Source organism: Vulgatibacter sp., from assembly GCF_041687135.1.
GTDB lineage: Bacteria > Myxococcota > Myxococcia > Myxococcales > Vulgatibacteraceae > JAWLCN01.
In genome coordinates this window covers 355,110-379,285 of the sequence record NZ_JAWLCN010000003.1, presented here as the reverse complement: position 1 = coordinate 379,285, position 24,176 = coordinate 355,110, and the positions used below count along the sequence as shown (strand labels likewise).

The following is a 24,176-nucleotide window of genomic DNA, read 5'->3' as shown; positions in this document are numbered from 1 at the left end:
GGCGAGCGTGTTTCGATAAGGCCCGATACTGCGTTTCGAGACGGCACATTAGCAGTGAAAAGTATGCAAGGCCTTCACCGTATTCTCCGCGATTCCGGTGACTTCACGGACAGTCAGGCAAATTGACAGTCGGCCGCCCGCTTTGCTCCACTTGCCGGTACGCAGCAAAATTCGCGCATCGGCAGCAGCCGTAGGCTGTCCGTGCGGCATCGCAGGTTCTGCTTCTGGGAAGTGGGCACCTTCGCCGTGGGACGGCGACGTGTGTCTTCACTTCGAGGTGAAACGCCATGTCGTCGCCTGTCCGTACGTTCGCGTTGTTCGCTGCCCTGGCTGCAGCGCTGCTCGCCGCGTGCGGGGATTCCGAGCCGAAAGAGCCGGTCGTTCCCGCAGCGGAAATCGTTTCCTTCCTGGCCACGCCCGACAGCATCGAGGTCGGCCAGACCTCCACGCTGAGCTGGGAGACGCGGAACGCCGCCAAGGTGGTGATCCGCGATGCGCTCGGCGCGGCGATTTCCAACGAAGCCCTGCCGGTGAGCGGCAGCATCGAGGTGCAGCCCGGCGACACGGCGACCTTCACCCTCGAAGCGGCGAACGAGGCCGGCACGAAGGTGACCCGCGAGGTCGCGGTCGAGGTCACGCCGCTTCCTGCCATCGCAAGCATCACCCGCTTCGAGGCGACGCCCGCCGCGGTGGCGCCCGGTGACGAGACCACGCTCTCGTGGGCCACCAGCGGCGCCGACGAGATCGCGATCGTCGACGGCAGGGGCCGGGTGATCGACCTCGCCGGCGCAGCCACGGCAGCAGGCTCGGTGTCGGTGCGGGTCGAGCGCGACGCGACCTTCACCCTGACCGCGAAGAACCGCGGCGGCGCGATCACCGCCACCGCCGGCGTGGACGTCGTCCCGCCGCCCACCGCTACGCTCTCGATGCCGAGCGCGCCGATCGTTCCGGGGAGCAACGCCACCATCTCCTGGTTCACCACCGACACCGAGCGCGTCGTCCTTACCGACGTCGCCGGCACCGTGCTGGTCGACGCCACCGATCGGCCCAGCGGCGACGTGACCGTCACCGCCAACGCCAGCGCCACCTACACCCTCCGCGCCACCGGCATCGGTGGCGAGATCGTCCGCACCGCCGAGCTCCGCGTTCGCCCGGTGATCGAGAGCTTCGTCGTCGTCACCGAGGGGCCGGTGCGCTCCGGTGACGAGGTCACCGTCTCCTGGGCGGTCCGCGGCGCCACCGCGGCCCGACTCTCCAACAATGCCGGCGAGGCGATCGAGATCGCTGCCGGCGATCTGCAGGCCGGCACGCGCGCCTTGCGCGTCGGTCCCGACGGGGCCCTCTTTCTCCGCGTCACCAGCGGTTCCCTCGACGCCACCGCTGCTGCGAGCATCGCGATGACCACCGCGCCGCGCTTCGGCCTCTTCACCGCCGATGCGCCGGAGTTGAGCGCCCGCCCGGACCTCCCCGCGACCGTCACGATCAGCTACCTCGTCGACGGCGCCGAGCGGCTGCAGATCGTCGCCGAACCCGGTGGCCTGCTGCCGATGGTCGGCCTCTCCAACCGCAGCGGCACCGTGCAGGTGGAGATCACCGAGTCGACCACTTTCTCCGCCCTCGCGATCAACTCCAGCGGCAACGCCGAATCCACCACCCAGGTCGCCGTCGTCCCCGCGCCGACGATCGCCTCGTTCCGTGCCAACCCGATCCGGGTCGGCGCCGGCGAGGGCGTGCCCCTCTCCTGGGACGTCGCCGACGCCACCGCGATCCGCATCGAGCGCGACGGCGTCGACATCGGCGTCGACCCCGCCCTGGTCAGCGGCGCGGCGGAGGATCCGATCTTCGCCGACGCGAGCTACGTGCTGAAGGCCTACAACCGCCTCGGTTTCGAGGTGGCCTCCGCGCCGGTCGCGGTCTCGGTCGGCGATCCGCTCATCGGTGCCTTCGAGGTCGATCGGCCCATCATCCCCGCCGGCCAGCAGCTCACCTTCTCCTGGACCAACGTCGGCGGCCGCACCCTCAACCTCCTCGACAGCGACGGCGCCGTGGCCTTCACCACCACCGACGTCGACCTGATCGCCTCCGGCTCCGCCGCGGTCACCGCGCCGATCCTCGACGCCACCCACGATTACACGCTGCAGGTGATCAACGGCGTCGGCGGCACCAGCACCGAGGTGCTTCCGGTGGTCGTCATCGGCGGCCCGCTCGTTCGCAGCTTCAGCGCCAGCACCGCAGGCCTCAGCCTGGGGGAGCAGGTGACCTTCACCTGGCAGGTCGACAACGACGCCCAGGGCCGCACGCCGACGGTGGCGATCACCGACGACCTCGGCAACGCCTACGACCTCGGCACCGCCGACCCGAACAACGGCACCGCCACCCTCAGCCCGGTCGCTGCCGGCGCCACCAGCTTCACCCTCACCGCCACCACCCCCGACACCACGGCCTCCTCGGCGAATGCGCCGGTGGTGGTCTACGGCCTGCCCACCATCGACACCCTCGGCGCCAACCCCGAGGTGGTCGACACCATGGGCGGCACGCAGCCTGCGGTCAGCACCGTCTCCTGGACCACGCAGTGGGGCACCGAGCTCGAGATCTTCGAGATGGCCGGCGGCAACCCGGGCGCCACGCCGGTCCACTCCACCGTCTCGGTCGCGGACATCGCCGCCGGCAGCACCGACCTCCCGCTCCAGCCCGGCAGCAACGACTTCCTGGTCATCGTGACCAACGGCGCCGGCGCCACCGTGCAGGGCACCGTCTCCATCCTCGTCGATCCGGCGGAGGTGCTCTCCTTCAGCGCGGTCCCGAACCAGATCCTCCTGGGCGAGACCACGCAGCTCAGCTGGACCACCAACCGCGCCACCAGCGTCACCCTCGATCCGCCGGCGCCCTCGGTGACGGTGGGCACCGAGCCTCTCCTCGCCATCGACACCACCGGGGCGGGCACCGCCGTCCTCGTGACGCCTTCGAGCGTCGACGGTGGCTACGCCGCGATCAACTTCCCCAGCGGCTTCACCTTCCCCTGGTACGGCGCGAGCAAGAGCGGCCTGCGGGTGATGACCGACGGCTTCATCAGCTTCAACATGTCGGCCACAAGCACCTTCACCAACTACCAGTTGCCCCGCAGCGGCAGCTCGAACATCCACCTCGCGCCCTTCTGGGACGACCTGCACGTTCGCGGCACCGGCGAGCTCTGGTGGGACACCGGCTCCGACGCCGAGGGCAGCTACCTGGTGGTGATGTGGAAGAACTTCCAGTTCTACACCACCGCCGACAACCCCACGACGATCGACATGCAGGTGATCCTGCGGGCCAACGGTGACGTGGAGTACCGCTACGGCAACATGAGCAGCGCCAACGTGGCCCGCGTCAATGGCAGCAGCGCCACCATCGGTCTGCAGAACGAGACGGGGACGGTGGGCTACACCTATTCGTACAACAGCGAGATCGCCGGCGGCCTCGCCGGGAAGTCGCTGCGCTTCGGCTTCGCCATGCCGCTCTCCGGCACCTGGAGCGTGGCGCCGCAGGCCAACACCACCTACACGCTGACCGCCCGCAACGGGCACTCCACCGACACCGCCCAGGCACTCGTGGAGGTCTTTGCGCCGGTCGCGGTCTCGGCGGCCATCGCGCCTGCACAGCCGGAGTTCGGCACGCCGTTCACCATCAGCTGGAATGCCGCGAACGCCACCGACGTGCGTGTCGTCGATGGATTCGGAGTCGAGCGGTGCGTCGCGGCCGCGGGCCAGCTCGCCTCCGGCTCCTGCCAGATCATCGAGGCCACCCCGGGCGACTACTCCTACGACGTAGTCGTCGTCGGTGGGATCGCGCGGAATACTGCGACCGACCAGCTCGCTGTTCGGGTCTACAGCCCGCTCTCGATCACCAGCTTCGCGGCCGGCTCGCGTTCCCTGAACCCCGGGCAGTCGACCACGCTGACCTGGCAGGCCGTGGGTGCCGCGTCGATCGAGTTGACGGCGAACGGCGTCCCCCTCGACCTCACCGGCAGGAGCATGGTCGCAGACTCGATCACCGTTTCCCCGAACAGCTCGACCCAGTACGTCTTCACGGTATCGGCCGAGGGCCGGAGCTTCAGCTCCAACGCCGAGGTGCTCGTCCTCACCGCGCCGACCGTGAGCAGCGTCACGTCCTCCTCGTCCCAGGTGCCGCCCAACACGCCGGTGTCGCTCTCCTGGACGAGCAGCGGTGCTGCGGGCGCCTTCGTCTCCGGCTACATGCCGTCGAATCCCGCCACCGTGACGTCCGAGCCCTTCCTCGATGTTTCCGGTAACGGCGTCACGCCTCTGACCCTCACCTCGACGACCGGCTACTCCGACTACGTCTTCTCGCCGAACTTCCGCTTCCCGTATTTCGGCGAGATCCTCTCGCAGATCCGGATCTTCGCTGCCGGCTACATCTCCTTCAGCCCCGAAGCGGCGGCAAACACCAGCAACGGCACGCTGCCCTACGGCTCGAGCACGCCTGCGACCTACGTCCACCTCGCACCGTTCTGGGATTCGATCCGCGCAGGGACGGGCGGAGAGGTCTATGCGGTCGAGGGCAGCGACCACGAGGGGCGCTATCTGGTGATCCACTGGAAGGGCTTCGAGTTCACCTCGACGAGCTACAACCCGGCGTCGCTCAACTTCCAGGTGATCCTCCGCGAGAACGGCGTCTTCGAGTATCGCTACGGCGCCATGACTGGCAACGGCGGCAGCAACGACAACTACGCCGACGGTCGCAGCGCCACGATGGGCTTCCAGAACTTCTACGCTTCGGCGGGTTATACGCACTTCAGCAGCCCGTCCTCCCCGGCGCCTCTCGACAACACCTCGTTCCGCTTCGACTTGCGCCTGCCGGCGAGCGGCTCGCTCGACGTGACGCCCTCCGAGACGACCACCTACCGTGTGTGCAATTCGCAGATCGGCCTGACGGACTGCGAGGAGCACACCATCGTCGTCGTGAAGCCCGGCGACGTGGCCTTCAGCGAGCTGATGATCCACCCGAGCGGCGGTGCCGCGACTTCCGACGGCGAGTGGATCGAGGTTCGCAACACGACGCCCTGGCCGATCGACATCGCGGGTTTCGTCCTCGCCTCCGGATCCGAATCGACCACCGTCGGCAGCGGCCAGCCGCTGGTGATCCAGCCGGGCGCGTTCGCGGTGCTCACCGGCAACAACACCACCGTGACCTCGACCTGGAGCTACGGATCGGCGATCACGCTCGACGATACGGACAGCGTCTCCATTTCCTACATGGGGACGGAGATCGACCAGGTCACCTGGGATTCCGCCGGTTGGACGATCACGCCGGGCCAGGCGCTGCAGGTCGACCCGAGTGCCTTCAACCGCCAGGTCGCTGCGAACGACGCACGGTCGGCCTGGTGCACCACCACCACGGCCTACGACGGCGTGAACACGGGTAGCCCCGGCACGCGGGGAACCGGTTGTCTCAACAGCTACTACGACGTCGATCCGGCCTCGAACCGGCCCTTCATCGACATCTCGGCGACGGGTACCGCGCTCTCCGCCAACGTCTACAACACCTACGCCCAGATCAGCGGCGGGCTCGGCTTCTCCTTCCCCTATTTCAACGGCACGCTCGCCTCGGGCACCGCCGTCGGCGTTTCCTCGAGCGGCTTCCTCTCGTTCGCGACCCTCTCCTCGTCGAGCACGAGCAACGCCAACATGCCCAGCAGCTCGACGCCCAACGGCGTGGTGGCTCCGTTCTGGGAGACGCTCTACGGCCAGAGCTTCACCCGCGTGCAGCACGAGCAGCGGACCATCGATGGCCAGACGGTGCTCATCGTGCAGTGGTCGAACGCCCGTATCAGTGGAACCGGTGGCCGGGTCACGTTCCAGGCGCAGCTCTGGCAGAACGGCGACATCGTGACCGCGTACCGCGAGATGGAGGGTCCTGCAGCCTACCGCGGCTCCAGCACCACGGTGGGCATCGAGGACGGCACCGGCGCAAACGCGGCGCTCTACTCGTACAACCAGGAGAGGCTCTGGGCAGGCCAGAGCATCGCCTTCTACAAGAAGTAGCCTCCTGGTAGCGCGCCTCCCCGACGCGGGAGGCCAGAGGGCCCCGGCGCAGCGATGCGCCGGGGCTCTTTCACTTTGCGTGCGGTGCTGGGCCCTTTCCTCGGCGCGCATCCTCCGCTATGGGTGAGCCCGATTCGTCGCTGGCGGGTCGGGGGGCCCTCACGGGCTCGTGTCGTTGGGGGGAGAGATGTTGGCTACGGGGACCGCCGCGCAGGATCCCTTCGTCGGGAGAGCCGTGGAGCTGCGCCGCCTGCGGGCCTGGCGCACGTCGGGCGGCAGGCTGCTCACGCTCCGGGGACCTGCGGGGATCGGCAAGTCGCGCCTCGCCTGGGAGTTCGCCCGGGAGTGGACGGGGCATGCCCTCGTCTGCGAGCTCAGCGACGCCGCCGATCCCGACGCCCTGGTGCGGCGCCTCGCGCGCCTGCTCGACGTGCAGGCGACGCGCCTCCCCGACTCCGAGGTGGAGGCGGCGCTCCTCGACGCCCTCCGCAGGCAGGAGCCTTCGCTCCTCGTCCTCGACAACCTCGAGCCGATGGGCCCGACGCTCGGCGTGCTGGTGGCCCGCTGGCTCGAGGCGGCGCCGCAGCTCGCCTTCCTCGCCACCGCCGGCGAGGCGCTCCGGGTCGAGGGAGAGCAGGTCCTCGAGCTGGCGCCGCTCTCCGTCGCCGACGAGGCGGTGGAGCTCCTCCGGCTCCGGGCCGCAGCTGCAGGCGCCGACCTCCGGGACGCGGACGCAGCGACGATCCGCGCCATCGCCGTCTCCCTCGACGGCCTGCCGCTGGCGCTCGAGCTCGCTGCGGCGCAGCTCCCCCACCTGCCGGCGGAGCGGCTCCTCGAGCAGCTGCCGGCGCGGTTGGAGCTCCTGGTGCGGACCCCCGGCGCCACCCATTTCTCGCGGCACCACACCTTGCGGGAGGCGATCGAGGCCTCCTGGCGCTTCCTCTCGCCGGCGCAGCGCAGCGCCCTGGCGCAGCTCTCGGTCTTCCGCGGCGGCTTCGAGTCCGAGGCTGCTGCGGCGGTGGTGGTTCTCGACGGGGCCGATCCGCTGGAGACGGTGCGCTCGCTCTACGAGCGCTCCCTCCTCCACCTGCGGCAGCTCGGCGGCGGGCAGCCGCGCTACGGCCTCGACGAGTCGGTGCGGACCTTCGCCGCCAGGCAGCTCGATCCCGCGGAACGTTCCGCCGTGGAGCGGCGCCACGCCGCCTGGTACCTGGCGCGGGCAGAGGCCTGGGCCCGCGCCCTCACCGAATTTGCCGACCTCCAGGCAGGCGCCGCCCTCGAGCGCGCGCAGGAGAACCTCCTCGAGATCCACCGCCGGGCCGTCGGCAGGTCGGCGGCGCCCACCGAGGCTGCAGCAGACGCCTTGCGGGCTGCGGTCCTCCTCGCGCCCCTCTTCCTCCTCCGCCACCACGCGAGCGCGCTGGTCGCCCTGCTCGACGGGGCGCTCGCAGCTGCGTCGCCGTCACGGACCGATCCCGCCCTGCGGGCCGCCGCCCTCCTCGCCCGTGGCAAGGCCCGGCTCCACGGCGGCAGGCCCGCGAGCGCCCATGCCGATCTGGTGGAGGCAGCGGGCCTCGCCCGCGGCGTCCGGGACGCCACGCTCGAAGCGCGTGCGCTCCTCGAGCTCGGGAGGCTCCACCGGGAGCAGGGCCGCGACGACGAGAGCCGCCGGGTGACCGACAGGGCGATCGAGCTGCTCCGCGAGGCGGGCAACGACGCGTGGCTGGGCCGGGCCCTGGGCAGCAGGGGCCACGTCGCCCACGCCCGCGGCGAGCTCGAAGAGGCGCTGGGCTGGTACGAGCAGGCCGAGGCGGCGCACCTGCGCTGCGGCGATCGCCATGGCGGCGCGGTGATGCGCGGCACCATGGGCAACGTGCTCTTCGACCAGGGCCGCAGCGACGAGGCGCTGGAGGCGCTTGGTACGGCCCTCGAGACCTTCCACGCGATCGGCGACGATCACAACGAAGCGGCGCTGCTCGACAGCATGGGCGCGATCCGCCAGGAGGCCGGCGACTTCGACCGCTCCTGCGCCGAATACGGGCGCGCCCTGGCCCTGGTGCGCCGCACCGGCAGCCAGCACCTCGCCGGGCTGATCCTCGCGGGGCTCGGCGGCGCGCACCTCGAGGCTGGCAGGCTCGAGGAGGCGCGCCAGCGGCTCGAGGAGGGGGCGTCCACCTTCCGTGCCCTGGGCGACGCCCGCAACCTCGCCCTCACCCTGCTTCCCCTCGGCCTGCTCCGCGCGTCGGACGGCGAGCTGGCGGAAGCGGAGGCGCAGATCGATCGAGCGGAGCAGCTGCTCAAGGAGGTGGACGATCCCGTCCACCTCGCTGCGGTCGCCGCCGCCCGTGGCACGGTGAGCGCCAACCGCGCCGCGGAGCTGCGGGGCGCGCCGGAGAGGGCCGGCGGCTACCTGGAGGAGGCGCTGCGCCTCCAGGCTACGGCGAAGGCGGGCGGGGCAGGTGCCTTCGAGGAGGGGCGGCTGCTGCTGCGGCTCCTCGAGCGGGCGATCGCCGCGGGCAGCACGCCGTGAGCCCGCGGCGCAAGCAGCCGCCGCAGCTCTCCCTCTTCGGCGCGAGCGAGCCGCCGCCGCAGCCGCTTGCACCTGCAGCCCTGGCCACCGCCGCGATGGCGGCGCGCCTGCCGGCGACGCTCCGCCTCGGCACCTCCTCCTGGACCTTCCCCGGCTGGCAGGGGCTCGTCTGGGCGGACCGCCTCTCCGAGGCCCGCCTCGGCAGCGAGGGGCTCTCGATCTACGGCAGCCATCCGCTCCTGCGCACGGTGGGGATCGATCGGACCTTCTACGCGCCGGTGCAGGCCGACGTCTTCGCCGGCTACGCCGCGCAGGTCCCCGCCGAGTTTCGCTTCCTCGTGAAGGCCCACGAGGCCTGCACCCTCGCGCGTTTTCCGAGGCACGCCCGCTACGGCGCGCAGCGGGGCGAGGCCAACGATCGCTTCCTCGATCCGGCGTGGGCAACCGACGTGGTGGTCGCCCCTGCGGTGGAAGGACTCGGCGCGAAGCTGGGGCCGATCCTCTTCCAGCTGCCGCCGCAGGCGCCTTCTTCGCTCGGCGCCTTCGCCGAGCGGCTCCACGGCTTCCTCGCCGCGCTGCCGAAGGGGCCGCTCTACGCGGTGGAGCTCCGCAACGGCGCGCTCCTCACGCCCCCCTACCTCGCGGCCCTCGCCGACGTGGGCGCGGTCCATTGCCTCAACGTCCACGCGGGCATGGTGCCGCTGGCGGAGCAGCTCCGCCGCTTCGATCCCCTGCGCGGGCCCGCGGTGGTGGTGCGTTGGATGCTGCGCGACGGCCTCGACTACGAGGGGGCGGTGGCGCGCTACCGCCCCTTCTCGGCGCTGGTGGACGAGGATCCGGCGAACCGTGAGCTGATCGCGCAGCTCGCCCTCGACGCGGCGCTGCGGGGCCTTCCCACCTTCGTGATCATCAACAACAAGGCCGAAGGCTCGGCGCCCCTCTCGGCAGCTGCGCTCGCCGCCCGGATCGCCGCGCTGGGCGGACCGCTCTACAGCGGCGGCCAGCGGTAGCCGTAGCGGAAGACGTCCCGGGCCTCGAGCAGGGGCACGCCGCTCTCGTGGGCGGCGTGGAGGGCGGCGAGGATCACCCGCCGCCAATCGTCGAGCTCCTCGGTGAGGAAGAAGCGCACCGCCTGCTGTCCGAGCTCGTTCCAGCGCTCGGTGAGAAGCCGTGCGATCCCCTCCGCGTTGCCAGCAGGCAGCAGCAGCGACTCGGGCCCGGCGGCGAGCGAGCCGAGCCTGGGCGCCCGTTCCACCAGCGCCCGCAGCGCCGCGAGCACCGGGGCCTGCGGATCCGGCGCGCCGAGGGCGGCGCGGACCTCCGCCGGATCGATCTCGTAGGAGGCGAGCAGCGCCGCGTCGCGGGCGGCGTCGGGCACGCCGCCGGCAAGCGCCCCGAGCCCGCGGCCGCGTCCCTCGCTCCACACCGGGCCGATGCGCCCGAGGATCTCCGCCGCGGCGTGTGCGGCGGCTCGCACAGCTGCATCGTCCGGCGTCTTCCCGAGGAGCCGCGCCAGCGGCCCGGGGGCCGCGCCCGCCGCTACGAGGGCGAGCCGCTGCTCCATCCAGCTGCGTAGCTCCGCTTCGCCCGGCGCGCGGATCGCCGGATCGAGCCGGCGGACCTGCAGCCCGAGCTTCTCGGCCTGCGCCGTGAAGAAGGCCTCGAGCGCGGCCTCCTCGTGCAGCGTCTCGACGGTCCGCAGCGCCTCCGCGATCCCGTGGGGATCGGGGGCGGCGATCAGGTAGGGCAGGTTGCCTGCGGCGAAGCCGAAGCGGGCGTTGTCCCGGGCCTGCGGCCGCTTGCGCACGTCGTCCACCACGCGCTCGCTCGCTGCAGCCACCCGCTGGTGCTGCAGGGCGAGGGAGGCGAGCACCCGGGCACCGGCGGCGGGATCGCGCCTGCCGCGATCGATCGCCTCGACGACGGAAGGGGCTGCTTGTACGAGGAAGAAGCGCGGCGGAGACACGGGCGGTAGGATGCCAGAGATGATCACCTGGTATTGGGATTTTGCCGGCCCCAACGCGGAAGGAACCGCCCGCCACTTCCGCGTCCACCTCGACGAATTCCTCGCCCGCGAGGGGATCGAGGGCTGCGAGACCGGCGTCGAATCGCAGGGTCCCGGCCACGCCGCCGCCTTCTGCCGCGGCCCCGCGTCGGTGCGCGAGCCGATCGAGCGCGCGCTCCGCCCCCGCCGCAGCGCCTAGCCGCCCACCCGCGACATCTCGACCTTGCCGCTCACCACCGGTAGGAGCTCCCGCAATTCCGAGTAGCGATCGTCGCGCCCGCTCCAGATCGTGCGCAGCCGCTCGAGGAGCGCCTCGGCCCCGGCGCCCTCGCGCAGCGGCCGGCGCAGGTCGTGCCCGTCGGTGGCGAAGAGGCAGGTGTAGAGCGTGCCGTCCGCAGCGAGGCGGGCGCGGACGCAGCCGCCGCAGAAGGGCCGGGTCACCGAGGTGATCACGCCGATCTCGCCCCCGCCGTCGCGGTAGCGGTAACGCCGCGCCACCTCGCCCGGCGCCGCCGGGTCGAGGGGCTCCAGGGGCAGCACCGCGTGCACCTTGCGGACGATCGCTTCGCCACTGACCACCTCGTCCCGGTTCCAGCGGTTGCACGAGCCCACGTCCATGTATTCGATGAAGCGGAGCACGTCCCCCGTGCCGTGGAAGTGCCGGGCCATCGCCTCGATCGCGTGGTCGTTCACGCCGCGGCGCACCACCATGTTGACCTTCACCGGACCGAGGCCCGCCGCCCGTGCCGCGGCGATCCCCTCCAGCACCGGCGCCACCCTGGCGCCGACGCCGCTCATCCGCGCGAAGGTCTCGTCGTCGAGGGCATCGAGGCTCACCGTCACCCGGCGCAGACCCGCTCGGGCCAGCGCCGCGGCGCGGGGGGCGAGGCGGCTGCCGTTCGTGGTGAGCGCCAGGTCCCGGACCCCGGGGATCCCGGCGATCCGCTCCACCAGCTCCTCGATCCCGGGACGAAGGAGCGGCTCGCCGCCGGTGAGGCGGATCTTCTCCACACCAAGGGCCACCGCCGCCCGGGCGATCGCCTCGATCTCGTCGAAGGAGAGGAGCTCCTCGCCCCCGAGGAAGCGGTGCCCGGGGCCGAAGGCCTCCGCCGGCATGCAATAGGGGCAGCGGAAGTTGCACCGGTCGGTCACCGAGATCCGCAGGTCGCGCAAGGGGCGGCCGCGCCGATCGTTGGCGGCGTGGCGGAGCGGGACGAGGGGCTGCGGCGCGGTGACCTTCACGGCAGGCAGGGTAGACCGCCAGGCGCAGCGACGAAAGCCGGTGCAGCGAAAACGAGAGGGCCCGCCCGGCGAACCGGACGGGCCCTCTCGAGATTCCGCGGCGCGGCCGGGGCGCTACTCGGCCTTCGGCTTCGCCTCGATGGCGTAGATGCTGGAGAGGCCGTTGAAGACGGCGCCCTGGTTGCCGTCCTCGAAGGTGGCCGCGACGCCGGAGTTGGAGTGGCCCTGCATCCTCGTCTCGAAGAGCACCTCACCGTCGTCCAGGGAGAGGCCGCGGATCGTGGTGCCAACGTGGAACTCGCTCCACTGCGCGGTCGCGATGAAGGCGGGCGCGATCTCGGTGTGCGGCACGTAGATCACCGGGCCGCCGGCGGGGCGCAGGTTCCAGCCGATGTCCTTCGACTCGAGCCACTTCGTCCAGATGTCCGCGCCGTTCACACCGTCGATCAGGTGCATGTCGTTGCGCAGGCCCGAGGCCACGACCTCGAAGACGCCGTCGCCGTTCTGGTCCGGGACCGCCATGCCCCAGAAGACGGGGTTGCCGAGGGGATCGTGCTCCGGGTACTCGGGGTCGGGGATCGGCTCGATCCGGTGCTCCCAGACCAGCGAGCCGTCGTCCATCGAGTAGAGCCCCGTGTAACCGCCGAACTGCACGGCGCCGCCACCGGTGAGAACGCCACCCGGCACCGCCTGCACCCACTGGGTGTCGATGATCTCCTTGTTCCAGCGCACGGTGCCGTCCGCATCGAGGAGGGCGATGTCCGGGGGCTCGAGCATGGGCGGGGCGGCGTAGGCGATCTCGGGCACGTCGTCACCGTCGACGTCGGCGATGCTCAGGTAGTTGCCGGCGCCGCAGGTGTTGATCGAGGAGCTCCAGAGGATCTCGCCTGCGGGCGTGAGCGCGTGCACCACGCAGGTGCCTGCATCCTCCACCGCGAGAATCTCGGGAACGCCGTCGCCGTCGAGGTCGGCGATCTCGGCGGTGGTGATCGAGCCGTTGTAGAGCCGCGACCAGAGCAGCGCGCCACGGTTCGAGTAGAGCTCGAGCACGCCGCTCTTCTCGTCCGCCATGCGGTAGCCGCCGGTGACGATGTCCGCGACGCCGTCCGCATCGATGTCGCCCATCGCCGCCGCCATGGTGATGGCGCCGCGCACGCTCTGGAGGCGGCGCGACCAGATGCCGGTGCCATCCTTGCCGTCGACGAGGTGGACGTTGCCGCGCATGTCGCCGCGCACCACGTCGGTGATGCCGTCGCCGGTGGCATCGCCTGCGCCCATCGCGGTGACCATGTCGCCGACGTAGTTGAGCCACGCGGTGGCGCCGGTCGCGGCCTCGACCGCGCGGACGCGGGCGTCGTCGGCGTAGAAGGCGATCTGCTTCTCGCCGTCGCGCTCCAGCATGGTGAAGCCGAAGACCATCAGGCCGAAGTCGACCTTCCACTGCTCTCGGATGGCGGTGGGCGAGGTGTTGAGCGCTGCGGCGAAGCCGCTGTAGACGCCCCGGACCTCGTTGCCGCAGGTGAAGAGGAGCTCGAGCTCGGGATCGTCGTCGAGCTGCTCGAGGGAGAAGCCGTCGACCCAGATCGGCGCGACCGAGTACTCCCACATCCGGGAGCCGTCGTCGTCGTAGGCGATGATCCGGGTGGGGGTGGCGTCCGCATAGGCCATGAAGGCGACGAAGACCTCGTCGCGGCCGTCGCCGTCTGCATCGCCTGCTGCGGTGCGGAGGATCGCGCCGTGACCGATGTCCTCGCTCCAGACCGCCTGGCCGTCGCTGCCGATGACGTAGATCCAGCCCTGGTTGGTGCCGGCCACGCCCTCGTGGATCCCGTCGCCGTCCACGTCGGCAGCGGCGACGGTGCCAACCTGGCCGGTGGTGGCGAACTCCCAGATCTTCTGGTCCCCGGCGTAGCCGAAGACCTGCACCATTCCCTCGACCGGCGGGCCGTCGATCGGCGCATCGGCCTCCACGCCGACGATGAGGTCGATGCCGGGCAACCCGTCGAGCTCGGCGGGCTCCGCATCGGCGACGATGACCGGCAGGCCGAGGTCGTAGAGCACCTCGCCGGTGGCGCCGGAGCGCACGGTGCTCTGGCCCACCACGAAGAAGTCGGGCACGCCGTCGTCGTCTCCGTCGACGATGGCCATCCGGGCCGGTAGGAACTCGGAGATCTCCGGCTGGTACCAGATCCGCTCGCCGGTCTGCCCGTCGACGAGGTAGGCGTCCTTGTTGGTGCTCACCACCAGCACGTCGTCGGTGCCGTCGCCGTTGCCGTCGAAGACTCCGAAGTTGTAGGCCATCTCCCACTCGGTGCCCTCTTCCCAGTCGAGGGACCACTTCGGATGGGCGCCCGGGTCGGCGGGATCGATGACGGCGGCGCCTCTGCCGCCGAGGAGGTATTCGTCGTTGCCGTCGCCGTCGTAGTCGAACGCGGCCAGCGACCACGCCAGACCGAAACCTTCGCGGGTCCAGCGGTGGTGGATCTCGGCGTCGTCCCACGTCTGCGGGGCCTCTTCGCCGCCGGCGCCGCCGCCTCCCGTGCCGCCCGAGCCGGCGCTGCCGCCGCCGCTCCCGCCGCTGCCACCGGCGCCGACCTGCCGCGCCCTCTCCGTCGAATCGCCACAGGCGGCGGCAGCCAACAACGCCGCGAGCAGAGCGACCTTCGTCACACGTACCACGAGGTACCTCCTGGAACCGGGATGGTCCCGGGAGGACGCAAGGTGCGTGCCCGGACGCCGGATCGCCGTCGAATCGCCTCGCCAGGCGCAGGTTCGCCAGCCTCGTGCCGCAGATGTGAGGCAGAACGCCCCAGGTAGCTACCCGGAAATCCGGCAGGTGGGGTGACGGGCCTGTGCCGTGGCAGGATGCGCCGATTCTTCCGGGGGGTTAGAAGAGCAGCCATGCAGAACCCCACCGAGCGCGCTTCCACCCTGGCCGGCGGCGCCTACGCCTTCGGCGCCTACCTGATCTGGGGATTCTTCCCCGCCTACTGGAAGCTGCTCGGCGGCGTCGCTCCCGGCGTGATCATCGCCCACCGGATCGCCTGGTCCTTCGTCTTCGTGGCGGGGCTCCTCACCCTGGGCAGGCGCTGGCCCGAGCTGCTGGCGGCGCTGCGGCGCAGGCGGACGCTGGGGCTCCTCGCCCTCACCACCTCGCTCATCTCCTGCAACTGGCTGCTCTTCATCTGGGCGGTGAACACCGGCCACGTCACCGAGGCGAGCCTCGGCTACTACATCAACCCGCTGGTCAACGTGCTCCTGGCGCGGCTCTTCCTCGGGGAGCGCCTGCGCCCGCTGCAGCTCGCCGCGGTGGTGGTGGCCTTCGCCGGCGTGGGCTGGCTCGCCCTCGGGCTGGGGGTGGTTCCCTGGGTCTCCCTCACCCTGGCCTCGACCTTCGGCCTCTACGGCCTGCTCCGGAAGCGGGCCTCGGTGGAATCCCTCACCGGCCTCGCCGTCGAGACCGGCCTCGCCACCCCGGTGGCGGTGGCCTGGCTCCTCCTCGTCCCGGCGAGCGGGGCCTTCGGCTCCACGCAGGGGGAGGCCCTCCTCCTCGTGGGCGCCGGCGCCGCCACCGCGATCCCGCTCCTCTGGTTCGCCACCGGCGCCCGCAGGCTCCGCTACTCGACCATGGGGATCATCCAGTACGTCGCCCCCACCTGCCAGCTGGGGCTCGCGGTCCTCGCCTATGGCGAGCCCTTCACCGAGCGCCACGCGGTGACCTTCGGCCTGATCTGGACGGCGGTGGCCCTCTACGCCGCGGACGGCCTCCTCGCCAGGCGCCCCCCGGTGCCGGCAGCCCCGCCCGTGCTGCGCACCTGATCTTTCCCCCGCTTCCGGCGCGCCGGGGTATATGGTGCGGCAAAACCTGCAGCGTTACGCAGAGGACTTTCTATGAAGGCGACCAAGGGCAACGTCGTTACCGTGCAGTACACCCTCACCGATTCGAAGGGCGAGGTGCTCGAGAGCAGCGTCGGCGACGCGCCCCTCCAGTACCTGCACGGCTTCGACGAGATCGCCGAGGGCCTGGAGAACGTGCTCCAGGACAAGGAGAAGGGCTTCAAGACCAAGGTCACCCTGAAGGCCGCCGACGCCTACGGCGAGCGCGACGACGAGATGGTGATCGAGGTGCCCCGCTCCGACCTCCCCGAGGACGTGGAAGAGGGCGAGGAGATCTGGTCGGACGACGAGGAGGGCGAGCCCCAGGGCTTCACGGTGATGAAGCTCACCGACGAGACCGCCACCCTCGACGGCAACCACCCCTACGCCGGCAAGGACATCACCTTCGACGTGGAGCTGCTCGACGTGCGCGCCGCCACCGCCGAGGAGCTCGAGCACGGCCACGCCCACGGCGAAGAGGAGGAGTGCGAGTAATCGCAGCTCCCCGGCTGGGCACATGAGAACGCGCGGGCCTGCGAATGCAGCCCGCGCGTTTTCGATTTTCAGGGCGGCTGCGTCTCTTCCTCGTGCGCCTCCCGCGTCCGCGCCAGCGGGTTGGGGATCGGCAGCGTCTCGCCCCGGTGGATCCAGCGCACGTGGCCATCGAGCCCCGCTGCGTGGACCTCGTCGGCGAAGTCGGAGAGCGGCGAGCGGAAGACGTCGTAGTCGTCGTAATGGATCGGCACCGCGATCTCCGGCTCGACGATCTTCATCATCTCCACGCCCTGCTTGCCGTCCATGGTGACGAGCACCCCCATCACCCGCGTACCGCCGAGGTGGAGCAGGGCGCAGTCGATCCCCGGGAAGCGCTCGGGGATCTCGCGGATCGCCTCGTAGACCAGCGTGTCGCCGCTCACGTAGAGGCGGAGCAGCAGGCCGAAGCGCTCGTGGCCGAATTCGAGCATCGAGCCCATCACCGGCGGCAGCAGCCTGGCGAAGGCCATCGGCCCGTGGCGCCCCGGCATCGAGGTCACGCGGAGCCGGCTCTCGCCCCGGGCGAATTCGATCGATTCCCAGGGGTGCATCGCATCGACGGCATAGAAGCCTCGGTGCGCCAGCGCCCGGGCCGCCTTCGGCGTGGTGAGGATCTGGGTGTGGCGCGGCAGCCGCTGCTCGACCTTGCGATCGAAGTGGTCCTCGTGGAGATGGGAGAGGAGCACGAAGTCGAAGGGCGGGAGATCCTCGAGCTGGCAGGCGGGTTCGGTGCGCCGGGTCGAATGGAGCCCGTAGCCGAGGTGGACCTTCTCGCCCTGGTGCAGGAAGTTCGGGTCGGTGAGGATCGAGAAGCCGCCGAAGCGGATGAGCGTGGTGGCCGTCCCCACGAAGAAGATCGAGCCGTCGCTCATCGCCCCGGCGGCCTCCCCACCGGCGAGCTCGTAGCGCCGATGCATCGGCCCCTACCCGAGGAAACGGCGGAGCAGGCCGCGGCGCCTTCCGTAGCCGTAGGAGCGCCGGGACCGGCGCCTGTTGAGGAAACGGCTGAGGAAGCCTGCGGCTGCTGCCTTCTTGAAGAGACCCATCGTCTACCTCCTTGCGCGTGGTGTCCTTCAAGGTGGGCGCGATGGGGCGGCCATGCACCGCGCGCCGCCCGGGCTCCGGGCGAGCAAGCAGGCGCCGTGCGGCTTTCTGCCGTGCAACCGGCGGCGCTTCTCGGGCATCCTGCGGCGCCATGAGCAAGGCTTTCGTCACCGGCGCCGGCATCCGCGTCGGCCGCGCCACCGCCCTCGCCCTGGCCCATGCTGGCTACGACCTCGTCCTCCACGCCCACGCGTCGGTCGATGCGCTGGAGGAGGTGGCGGCGCAGGCCCGGGCGCTGGGCAGGCAGGTCGATCTCCGCACCGCCGATCTCTCGGATCCCGACGCGGTCGATCGCCTCGCCGCAGCGCTGCGCGCCGAACACCCGGCGCTCGATCTCGTGGTCCACAACGCCGGCATCTTCGAGCGGGTGCCCTTCGCCCGGATCGATCGGGCCCGCTACCGGCGGATGCAGGCGATCAACCTCGAGGCCCCCTTCTTCCTCACCCAGGGGCTCCTCCCCTCGCTGCTCGCGGCGCCGGCGCCCTGCGTGATCCACGTCACTGACATCGCCGCGGAGCGGCCCTACGACGAGTACGCCCACTATTCGGTGAGCAAGGCCGGGCTGCTCATGCTCACCCGCGCGCTGGCGGTGGAGCTCGGACCGAAGGTCCGGGTGAACGGCGTGGCGCCAGGGACCGTGGCCTTCCCGCCCGACTACGACGAGGCGACCAAGCAGTCGATCCTCGCCCGGGTGCCGATGGGCCGCGAGGGTGATCCCGAGGACGTGGCCCGGGCGGTGCTCTTCCTCGCGCAGCAACCCTACGTCACCGGCCAGGTGATCAACGTGGACGGCGGCCGCTCGGTCGTGCTCTGAGAGTTTGTGAAACAAACTCTCCAGCGAAGCCGAAGGCGGAGCGATCGTAAGATGGAGCGTCTCTCGCGCGAAGCGCGAGCGAAGAAAGCGGGCCGGCGCTTGCCGGACCGATTTCTTCACACGCTCTGAGGTTTCGCATGCAGCGTCCCTTCCTCACCACCAACGGCAGGAGCCTCGACGCCATCGAGGTCCGCGGCCTGCGTGCCGACTGCATCGTCGGCGTCTACCCGGAGGAGCGGCGCACGGTGCAGACCCTGCAGGTCGATCTGGCCCTCTTCCTCGACACCCGCGCCGCAGCTGCAGGCGCAGGCCTCGAGGCGAGCCTCGACTACGCGCGCCTCGCCGGCGAGATCCGCTTCCTCCTCGAGTCGTGCCGTTTCCGCCTCCTCGAGACCGCCGCGGAGGCGCTCTGCAGCTACATCCTCGCGCCGCCCACCGCCGACGCGCCCCACGCGCAGGTGGAGGCGGTGAGCGTGCGGCTCACCAAGCCCGGCGCCCTCGGCGGCGACGCCGTTCCCTCCCTCGAAATCCACCGCAGCCGCGAGGAGATGGGCTTCCCCGTCGAGGAGAAGAAGTGGGGCCGGGTCGACGTGCTCCACGCCAGCCAGGGCTGCGGGATCTACCGGCTGCGGATCGCGCCGGGGGCGTCGATCCCCACCCACGTCCACCAGGCGATGGAGGAGCGGGAGCTGATCCTCGGGTCCAACCTCCTGCTCCAGGGCAGGCCCGTGGCGCCGGGGAGCGCCTTCCGCTGGCCGAAGGATCTGCCCCACCGCTACGACAACCCGGCGCAGGTGGAGGGCACCATCCTCTGCGTCGATCGGCCGGCCTTCCTGCCCCACGACGAGATCGAAGTGGCGCACGAGGGCGAGCTGCCCTGGGTCGAGCCGGTGCCCTTCTACCCTGCGGCGGAGCGGGCGCGATGAAGCTGCCCGTCGGCACGCGGCGGGTGCTGGTCACCGGCGGCGGCAGCGGCATCGGCCGCGCCGTGGCCGAGCGGATCGCCGCCGACGGCGGCGAGGTGGTGGTGGTCGGGCGCAGGGCGGAGCGGCTCGAGGCGGTGCGGGATGCATGGCCCGGCCGCATCCACGCGCTGCCCTGCGATCTTGCCGACGAAGCCCAGCGGCAAGGCCTGCTCGAGCGGGCCCGGGATCTGCTCGGCGGCCTCGACGGCATGGTCCACAGCGCCGGAAACGTGGTGCACCAGGCGCCGGGCCGGATCGACGAGGCGGCGCTGCGATCGCAACTCGAGCTCAACCTCGTCGCCCCCTTGCGCCTCGGCGAGGAGGCGCTGCGCGTGCTCGAGAGCGGCGGGGGCGTGGTCTTCGTCGCCTCCACGCTCGCCTTCCGCCCGGTGCGGACCTCTGCGGCCTACAGCGCGGCGAAGGCGGGGCTGGTGGCGGCGATGGCCTCGCTGGCCCTCGAGGGCGCGCCGCGGGGCGTGCGGTTCAATGCGGTGGCGCCGGGGCTCGTCGACACCGAGATGATTCACGAGCTGCGCCTCGATCCCGGCGAGACGATGCCCACCGGCGTGGAATACGAAGAGCGCCTCGGCGCACAACTCGAGGCGCTCCGCGGCCTGCACCCCCTCGGCCGCCTCGGCAAGGCGGAGGACGTGGCCGCTGCGGTGGTCCATCTCCTCGGCGCTTCGTGGAGCACCGGCACCACGCTCACCATCGACGGCGGCCTGCTCCTGCGTGAGTGATCAGGAGCGGGCGGGGCCGGGCCGCTCCACCGTGCCCCGGCGCTGGAGCCAGCGGGCGAGCAGCCAGCAGGCCAGCGCCCAGGCCATCCCCGCCACCCAGCCGCCGAGCACGTCGGTGGGGTAGTGCACCCCGAGGTAGAGGCGGCTCAAGCCCACCAGCACCGTGATCCCCATCGCCACCAGCAGGCACCAGGCCCGCGCCCAGGTGTTGCGCACCAGCCGCGCCAGGAGCGCGCCGAGGGTGAGGTAGACCACCGCGGAGAGCATGGCGTGCCCGCTGGGGAAGGAGGCGGTGAGCACCTCGGTGAGGTGGGGCACCACGCCGGGCCGCTGCCGGTCGAAGGCGTCCTTGAGGGCGGAGGTGAGGAGCGCGCCGCCGAGGGTGCTGCCGACCACCAGCCACATCGTGCCCCGCCGGCGCTGCAGCCCCAGGGCGACGACCACGCTCACCGTGACCAGGACGAGCACGGTGACGCCGCCCAGCGCGGTGATGTCCCGGGCCGCCTCCTCCACCCAGACGTCGCCGATGGGATCGGAGAGATCGCCGGGGGTGCGCAGCTGCCGCAGCACCCACTCGTCGAAGGCCTGGGTCTCGCCCTCGTTCACCTCGTCGGCGAGCGCGACGAATCCCCACACGCCGCCGACCACCAGCAGGCCCGCGACGAGCACGCTCTTTTCGTTGCGGCCGATCCAGTCGATCAGCCGCCAGAAGAGCCGCTTCAGCACGCCATCCTCCGCGGGGCCGCCGGTCATGCCGCCGCACACCGGGCGAGATCCCGCAGGGCGTACCGCGCCGCCTCGAGCAGCCGCTCGCCGGAGAGATCCGGCGCCGTCTTCACCACCAGCTTCATGTCGGGGGTGAGGCGGTAGTTGCCGCCCCGGGCCACCAGCGCTGCCACCTTGGCCGGATCGAGGAGCGCGTCGGGGCCGAGGGTGATCACCAGCCGCGCCGGCCCGCTCTCCAGCGCCCGCAGCCGCAGCGCGCGCAGATCCGCCTTGATCGCCATGGTGCGGGTGAGGGCGTCCACCTCGTGGGTGGGCTGGCCGCAGCGATCGATCATCTCCTCTCGGACCTGCTCGATCTCCTCGTCGGTGTTGGCCTGGGCGAGCTTCTTGTAGAAGAGCAGCCGCTGGTGCACGTCGGGCAGGTAGTCGTCGGGGATGAAGGCCGGCACCGGCAGCTGCACCTCGGGCTCCACCACGTGCTGGATCGGCTCGCCGCGGGTCTCCGCCACCGCCTCCTCGAGGAGCTGCGAGTAGAGGTCGAAGCCCACTGCCTCGATCTGCCCCGACTGCTTGGCGCCGAGGAGGTTGCCGGCGCCGCGGATCTCGAGGTCGTGGCTGGCGATGTGGAAGCCCGCGCCCAGATCGCTGAACTGCTGCAGCACCTCGAGGCGCCGCTGCGCGTCCTTGGTGATCTGCTGCTTCGCCGGCACCAGCAGGTAGGCGTAGGCGCGCTCCGACGAGCGGCCCACGCGGCCGCGGAGCTGGTAGAGCTGGGAGAGGCCGAAGGTGTCGGCGCGGTTCACGATAATCGTGTTGGCGCTGGGGATGTCGAGGCCGCTCTCGATGATCGTGGTGCAGAGCAGCACGTCGTATTTCTTGTCGATGTAGTCGCCGACGATCCGCTCGAGGACGTGCTCGCCCATCTGCCCGTGGGCAACGCCAATGGAGGCCTCCGGCACCAGCTCGGTGAGGAAGCGCTGCATCGAGCCGATCGACTCCACCCGGTTGTGGACGAAGTAGACCTGGCCGCCGCGTCCCTTCTCCCGGAGGATCGCCTCGCGGATCTCGGTGGGCGAGAATTTCGAGACGAACGTGCGGATCGCGCGACGGTCCGCAGGCGGCGTGTTGATGATCGACATGTCGCGCACGCCGGCCATCGACATGTGCAGGGTGCGCGGGATCGGCGTGGCGGTGAGCGTGAGCACGTCCACCTCGGCGCGGTAGCGCTTGAGGCGCTCCTTGTGCTTTACGCCGAATTTCTGCTCCTCGTCGATGATCACGAGGCCGAGATCCTTGAAGGCGACGCTCGGCGCCAGCAGCGCGTGGGTGCCGAGGACGATGTCGACCTTCCCCTCCGCGGCGCGCTGGAGCACCTCCTTGTTCTCCTTTGCGCCGCGCAAGCTGGAGACCCAGTCCACCTGCACCGGGTAGTCGCGCATCCGCCTCTTGAAGGAGTTGAAGTGCTGCAGGGCGAGGATGGTGGTCGGCACCAGCACCGCCACCTGCTTCTGCCCCAGCACCGCCATGAAGGCGGCGCGCATCGCCACCTCGGTCTTGCCGTAGCCCACGTCGCCGCAGACCAGCCGGTCCATCGGCTTGCCCGAGGCCATGTCGGCGATCACGTCGTCGATCGCCTTCTGCTGATCCGGCGTCTCGTCGAAAGCGAAGTCCGCCTCGAATTGGTGGAAGTAGCGGTCGGGCTGCGGGTACTCGATGCCCGGGTGGGCCTTGCGCCGCGCGTAGATGTCGAGGAGCTCCGCCGCCATGCGCAGCAGCTCGTCCTTGACCTTCTTCTTGGTCTTCTCCCAGGAGGTGCCGCCGAGCTTGTCGAGGCGCGCGTGCTCCGCGCCGGCGCCCACGAATTTCTGCACCTGCCGCAGCTTCGAGACCGGGAGGAAGAGCTTGTCCTTCCCCTCGAAGTGGAGGACGAGGAAGTCGCCCTCCACGCCGCGGACGTTGAGCTTCTGCAGGCCGCCGTAGCGGCAGATGCCGTGGTCGACGTGCACGCAGAGATCGCCCTCGTTCAGCTCGCGGAAGGCGGCGACGAAGGGCATGTCCGCGCGGCGGGCGGAGCGGAGCCGGCGCTTCTGGCGGACGCCGAGGATCTCCTCCTCGGCGATGACCGCGAAGTGCGCCTCCGCGGCGAGGAAGCCGGCGGTGAGCTCGTGGGGGACGATCCAGGCGTGGACCGAGCGATCCCACCAGCTGGAGGGATCCGCGGGCACCCACTCGTCGCGGATCTTCACCGCCACCCGCCGCTCGGAGAGGAGCCGCTTGAGCTTGTCGGCCTGCCCCTGGGAACCCGCGGCGAGGATGGTGGTGTAGCCCCGCTCCCGCCACCGCTTCAGCCGCTCCACCAGCGGGTGGAGGGCGCCGTCCTCGCCGTGGTGGTTCTCGATCTCCTTGCGGATCCCCGCGGTGGCGGGCAGGTCGAAGCGCACCGCTTCCACGTCGGCGCCGCCCATCCAGAGCGAGTGGAGGTCGGCGCGGGCGAAGGCGCCGAGCTGGGCGAGGGCCTCGTCGGCGCCGAGGAAGTGGGCCTGCGGCGGCAGCGCGAGATCCGCGCGCTCGAGGGTGGCCTCGTGCTCCTTCTCCAGATCCTCCCAGAGATCCTCCAGGGCCCGGTCGATCGCTACCGGATCGTCGAGGAGGATCACCGCGCCTTCCGGAAAGAATCCGGCGATCGGCTCGAGCTTCTCCTCGTAGAAGCCGGGGAGGAAGCTCTCCACGCCGTAGGCGGGGATCGCCTCCTGGATCGAGTCGACCAGCTCCCGCACCTGGGCGGTGGGCTTGTTCACCCGGTCCGCCGCGTCGCGGATCGCGGCGATGCCGGCGCGTTTCGTCTCGTCGCTGAAGAGCACCTCGCGGGCGGGGCCTAGGAGCACGCGGTCGAGGGTCCGCACCGTGCGCTGGGTGTCGGGCTCGAAGACGCGGAGGCTCTCCACCTCGTCACCGAAGAATTCGAGGCGCACCGGCTGGCCGTAGATCGGCGACCAGAGGTCGAGGATGCCGCCGCGGACCGCGAAGGTGCCCGCGTCCTCCACCAGCGGCACGCTCTGGTAACCCAGCGCCACCAGGCGGCGCGCCAGATCGTCGCGGTCCCAGCTCGAGCCCACCGCGATCTCGTCGGTGGCGCCGGCGAACATGGCGCGGGGCAGGGTGCGCCGGGCCAGCGCCCTGGCGGAGAGGACCAGCGCCGGCGGGGCTTCGCCGCGGTGGAGGAGGGTGAGGGCGGCGAGGCGGTCGAGCTCGGTGGAGCGATCCGGCGAGAGGCCGTCGTAGGGGAGGACCTCGTCCACCGGCAGCCGGAGGACCTTGCGCTCCTCGCCCTCGGTGCCGCCGCCGAGGAAGAAGCCGAGGTCCGCGGCGAGGCGGTCGGCAGCCTCCTCGTCCGCCGCCACCACCACCAGCGGGCTGCCGAGGGCCTCGCGGATCCCGGCGGCGACCCAGCCCCTGGCGCCGCCCTTCACGCCCAGCACGGGAACCGGCCCCGTGCCATCCCGGAGCCGCTCCAGCAGACGGCCCAGGGCGCCCTCGGCCGTGCCTTCCGTTTCGTTCGCCAGCAGATCGTCCATCCCAGCCCACGACGCACACGACCC

Annotated in this window: 16 protein-coding genes; 9 read left to right on the top strand and 7 right to left on the bottom strand. The window is 71.2% G+C overall.

Annotated elements, in window-relative coordinates:
* Positions 1-287 precede the first annotated feature (287 nt).
* From ACESMR_RS08990 to ACESMR_RS08980, 3 genes are all read left to right on the top strand, one after another.
* On the top strand, positions 288-6,041 hold the full coding sequence (locus ACESMR_RS08990) for a lamin tail domain-containing protein (protein WP_373046721.1): 5,754 nt from the start codon (positions 288-290) through the stop codon (positions 6,039-6,041).
* A gap of 187 nt (positions 6,042-6,228) precedes the next feature.
* The gene (locus ACESMR_RS08985; RefSeq protein WP_373046720.1) at positions 6,229-8,571 is read left to right on the top strand and encodes an ATP-binding protein; all 2,343 of its coding nucleotides are present in this window, start codon (positions 6,229-6,231) and stop codon (positions 8,569-8,571) included.
* Positions 8,568-9,581 carry a DUF72 domain-containing protein gene (locus ACESMR_RS08980; protein WP_373046719.1) on the top strand — a complete coding sequence of 338 codons (1,014 nt, stop codon included), beginning with the start codon at positions 8,568-8,570 and terminating at the stop codon, positions 9,579-9,581. The genes ACESMR_RS08985 and ACESMR_RS08980 overlap by 4 nt, the downstream gene beginning before the upstream one ends.
* Here the strand turns inward: ACESMR_RS08980 and ACESMR_RS08975 are convergent.
* Entirely contained in the window at positions 9,560-10,537 is a 978-nt protein-coding gene (locus tag ACESMR_RS08975) for a hypothetical protein (protein ID WP_373046718.1), read from the bottom strand. The genes ACESMR_RS08980 and ACESMR_RS08975 overlap by 22 nt on opposite strands.
* A gap of 19 nt (positions 10,538-10,556) precedes the next feature.
* Here ACESMR_RS08975 and ACESMR_RS08970 point away from each other — a divergent pair, with 19 nt between their 5' ends.
* Complete coding sequence (locus tag ACESMR_RS08970; RefSeq protein WP_373046717.1) at positions 10,557-10,775, top strand: hypothetical protein; 219 nt, start codon at positions 10,557-10,559, stop codon at positions 10,773-10,775.
* On the opposite strand, the gene moaA is transcribed toward ACESMR_RS08970, so the two are convergent.
* Complete coding sequence (gene moaA / locus ACESMR_RS08965; protein WP_373046716.1) at positions 10,772-11,818, bottom strand: GTP 3',8-cyclase MoaA; 1,047 nt, start codon at positions 11,816-11,818, stop codon at positions 10,772-10,774. The genes ACESMR_RS08970 and moaA overlap by 4 nt on opposite strands.
* A 114-nt stretch (positions 11,819-11,932) precedes the next feature.
* Positions 11,933-14,488: an FG-GAP repeat domain-containing protein gene (locus ACESMR_RS08960; protein WP_373046715.1), complete on the bottom strand. Its 2,556-nt coding sequence runs from the start codon at positions 14,486-14,488 to the stop codon at positions 11,933-11,935.
* Between the two features lie 231 nt (positions 14,489-14,719).
* On the opposite strand from ACESMR_RS08960, the gene rarD reads away from it, so the two are divergent.
* Both rarD and ACESMR_RS08950 read left to right on the top strand, forming a co-directional pair.
* A complete protein-coding gene (gene rarD, locus ACESMR_RS08955) occupies positions 14,720-15,637 on the top strand; it encodes an EamA family transporter RarD (protein WP_373046714.1) in 918 nt (305 codons plus the stop codon).
* 72 nt (positions 15,638-15,709) lie between these two features.
* Positions 15,710-16,189: a peptidylprolyl isomerase gene (locus ACESMR_RS08950; RefSeq protein ID WP_373046713.1), complete on the top strand. Its 480-nt coding sequence runs from the start codon at positions 15,710-15,712 to the stop codon at positions 16,187-16,189.
* A gap of 68 nt (positions 16,190-16,257) precedes the next feature.
* On the opposite strand, the gene ACESMR_RS08945 is transcribed toward ACESMR_RS08950, so the two are convergent.
* Both ACESMR_RS08945 and ACESMR_RS08940 read right to left on the bottom strand, forming a co-directional pair.
* Complete coding sequence (locus ACESMR_RS08945; protein WP_373046712.1) at positions 16,258-17,145, bottom strand: MBL fold metallo-hydrolase; 888 nt, start codon at positions 17,143-17,145, stop codon at positions 16,258-16,260.
* Positions 17,146-17,151: 6 nt separating this feature from the next.
* Positions 17,152-17,274, bottom strand: coding sequence for a hypothetical protein (locus tag ACESMR_RS08940; protein WP_373046711.1), 123 nt, complete (start codon positions 17,272-17,274; stop codon positions 17,152-17,154).
* Between the two features lie 149 nt (positions 17,275-17,423).
* Here ACESMR_RS08940 and ACESMR_RS08935 point away from each other — a divergent pair, with 149 nt between their 5' ends.
* From ACESMR_RS08935 to ACESMR_RS08925, 3 genes are all read left to right on the top strand, one after another.
* Positions 17,424-18,146: an SDR family NAD(P)-dependent oxidoreductase gene (locus ACESMR_RS08935; RefSeq protein ID WP_373046710.1), complete on the top strand. Its 723-nt coding sequence runs from the start codon at positions 17,424-17,426 to the stop codon at positions 18,144-18,146.
* Between the two features lie 137 nt (positions 18,147-18,283).
* Positions 18,284-19,072, top strand: coding sequence for a dihydroneopterin aldolase (locus tag ACESMR_RS08930; protein ID WP_373046709.1), 789 nt, complete (start codon positions 18,284-18,286; stop codon positions 19,070-19,072).
* Positions 19,069-19,851 carry an SDR family NAD(P)-dependent oxidoreductase gene (locus ACESMR_RS08925; RefSeq protein WP_373046708.1) on the top strand — a complete coding sequence of 261 codons (783 nt, stop codon included), beginning with the start codon at positions 19,069-19,071 and terminating at the stop codon, positions 19,849-19,851. Before ACESMR_RS08930 ends, ACESMR_RS08925 begins: the two co-directional genes overlap by 4 nt.
* On the opposite strand, the gene ACESMR_RS08920 is transcribed toward ACESMR_RS08925, so the two are convergent.
* Both ACESMR_RS08920 and mfd read right to left on the bottom strand, forming a co-directional pair.
* Entirely contained in the window at positions 19,852-20,604 is a 753-nt protein-coding gene (locus ACESMR_RS08920; protein ID WP_373046707.1) for a phosphatase PAP2 family protein, read from the bottom strand.
* Positions 20,601-24,152 carry a transcription-repair coupling factor gene (mfd, locus tag ACESMR_RS08915; RefSeq protein WP_373046706.1) on the bottom strand — a complete coding sequence of 1,184 codons (3,552 nt, stop codon included), beginning with the start codon at positions 24,150-24,152 and terminating at the stop codon, positions 20,601-20,603. The genes ACESMR_RS08920 and mfd overlap by 4 nt, the downstream gene beginning before the upstream one ends.
* Positions 24,153-24,176: the final 24 nt, after the last annotated feature.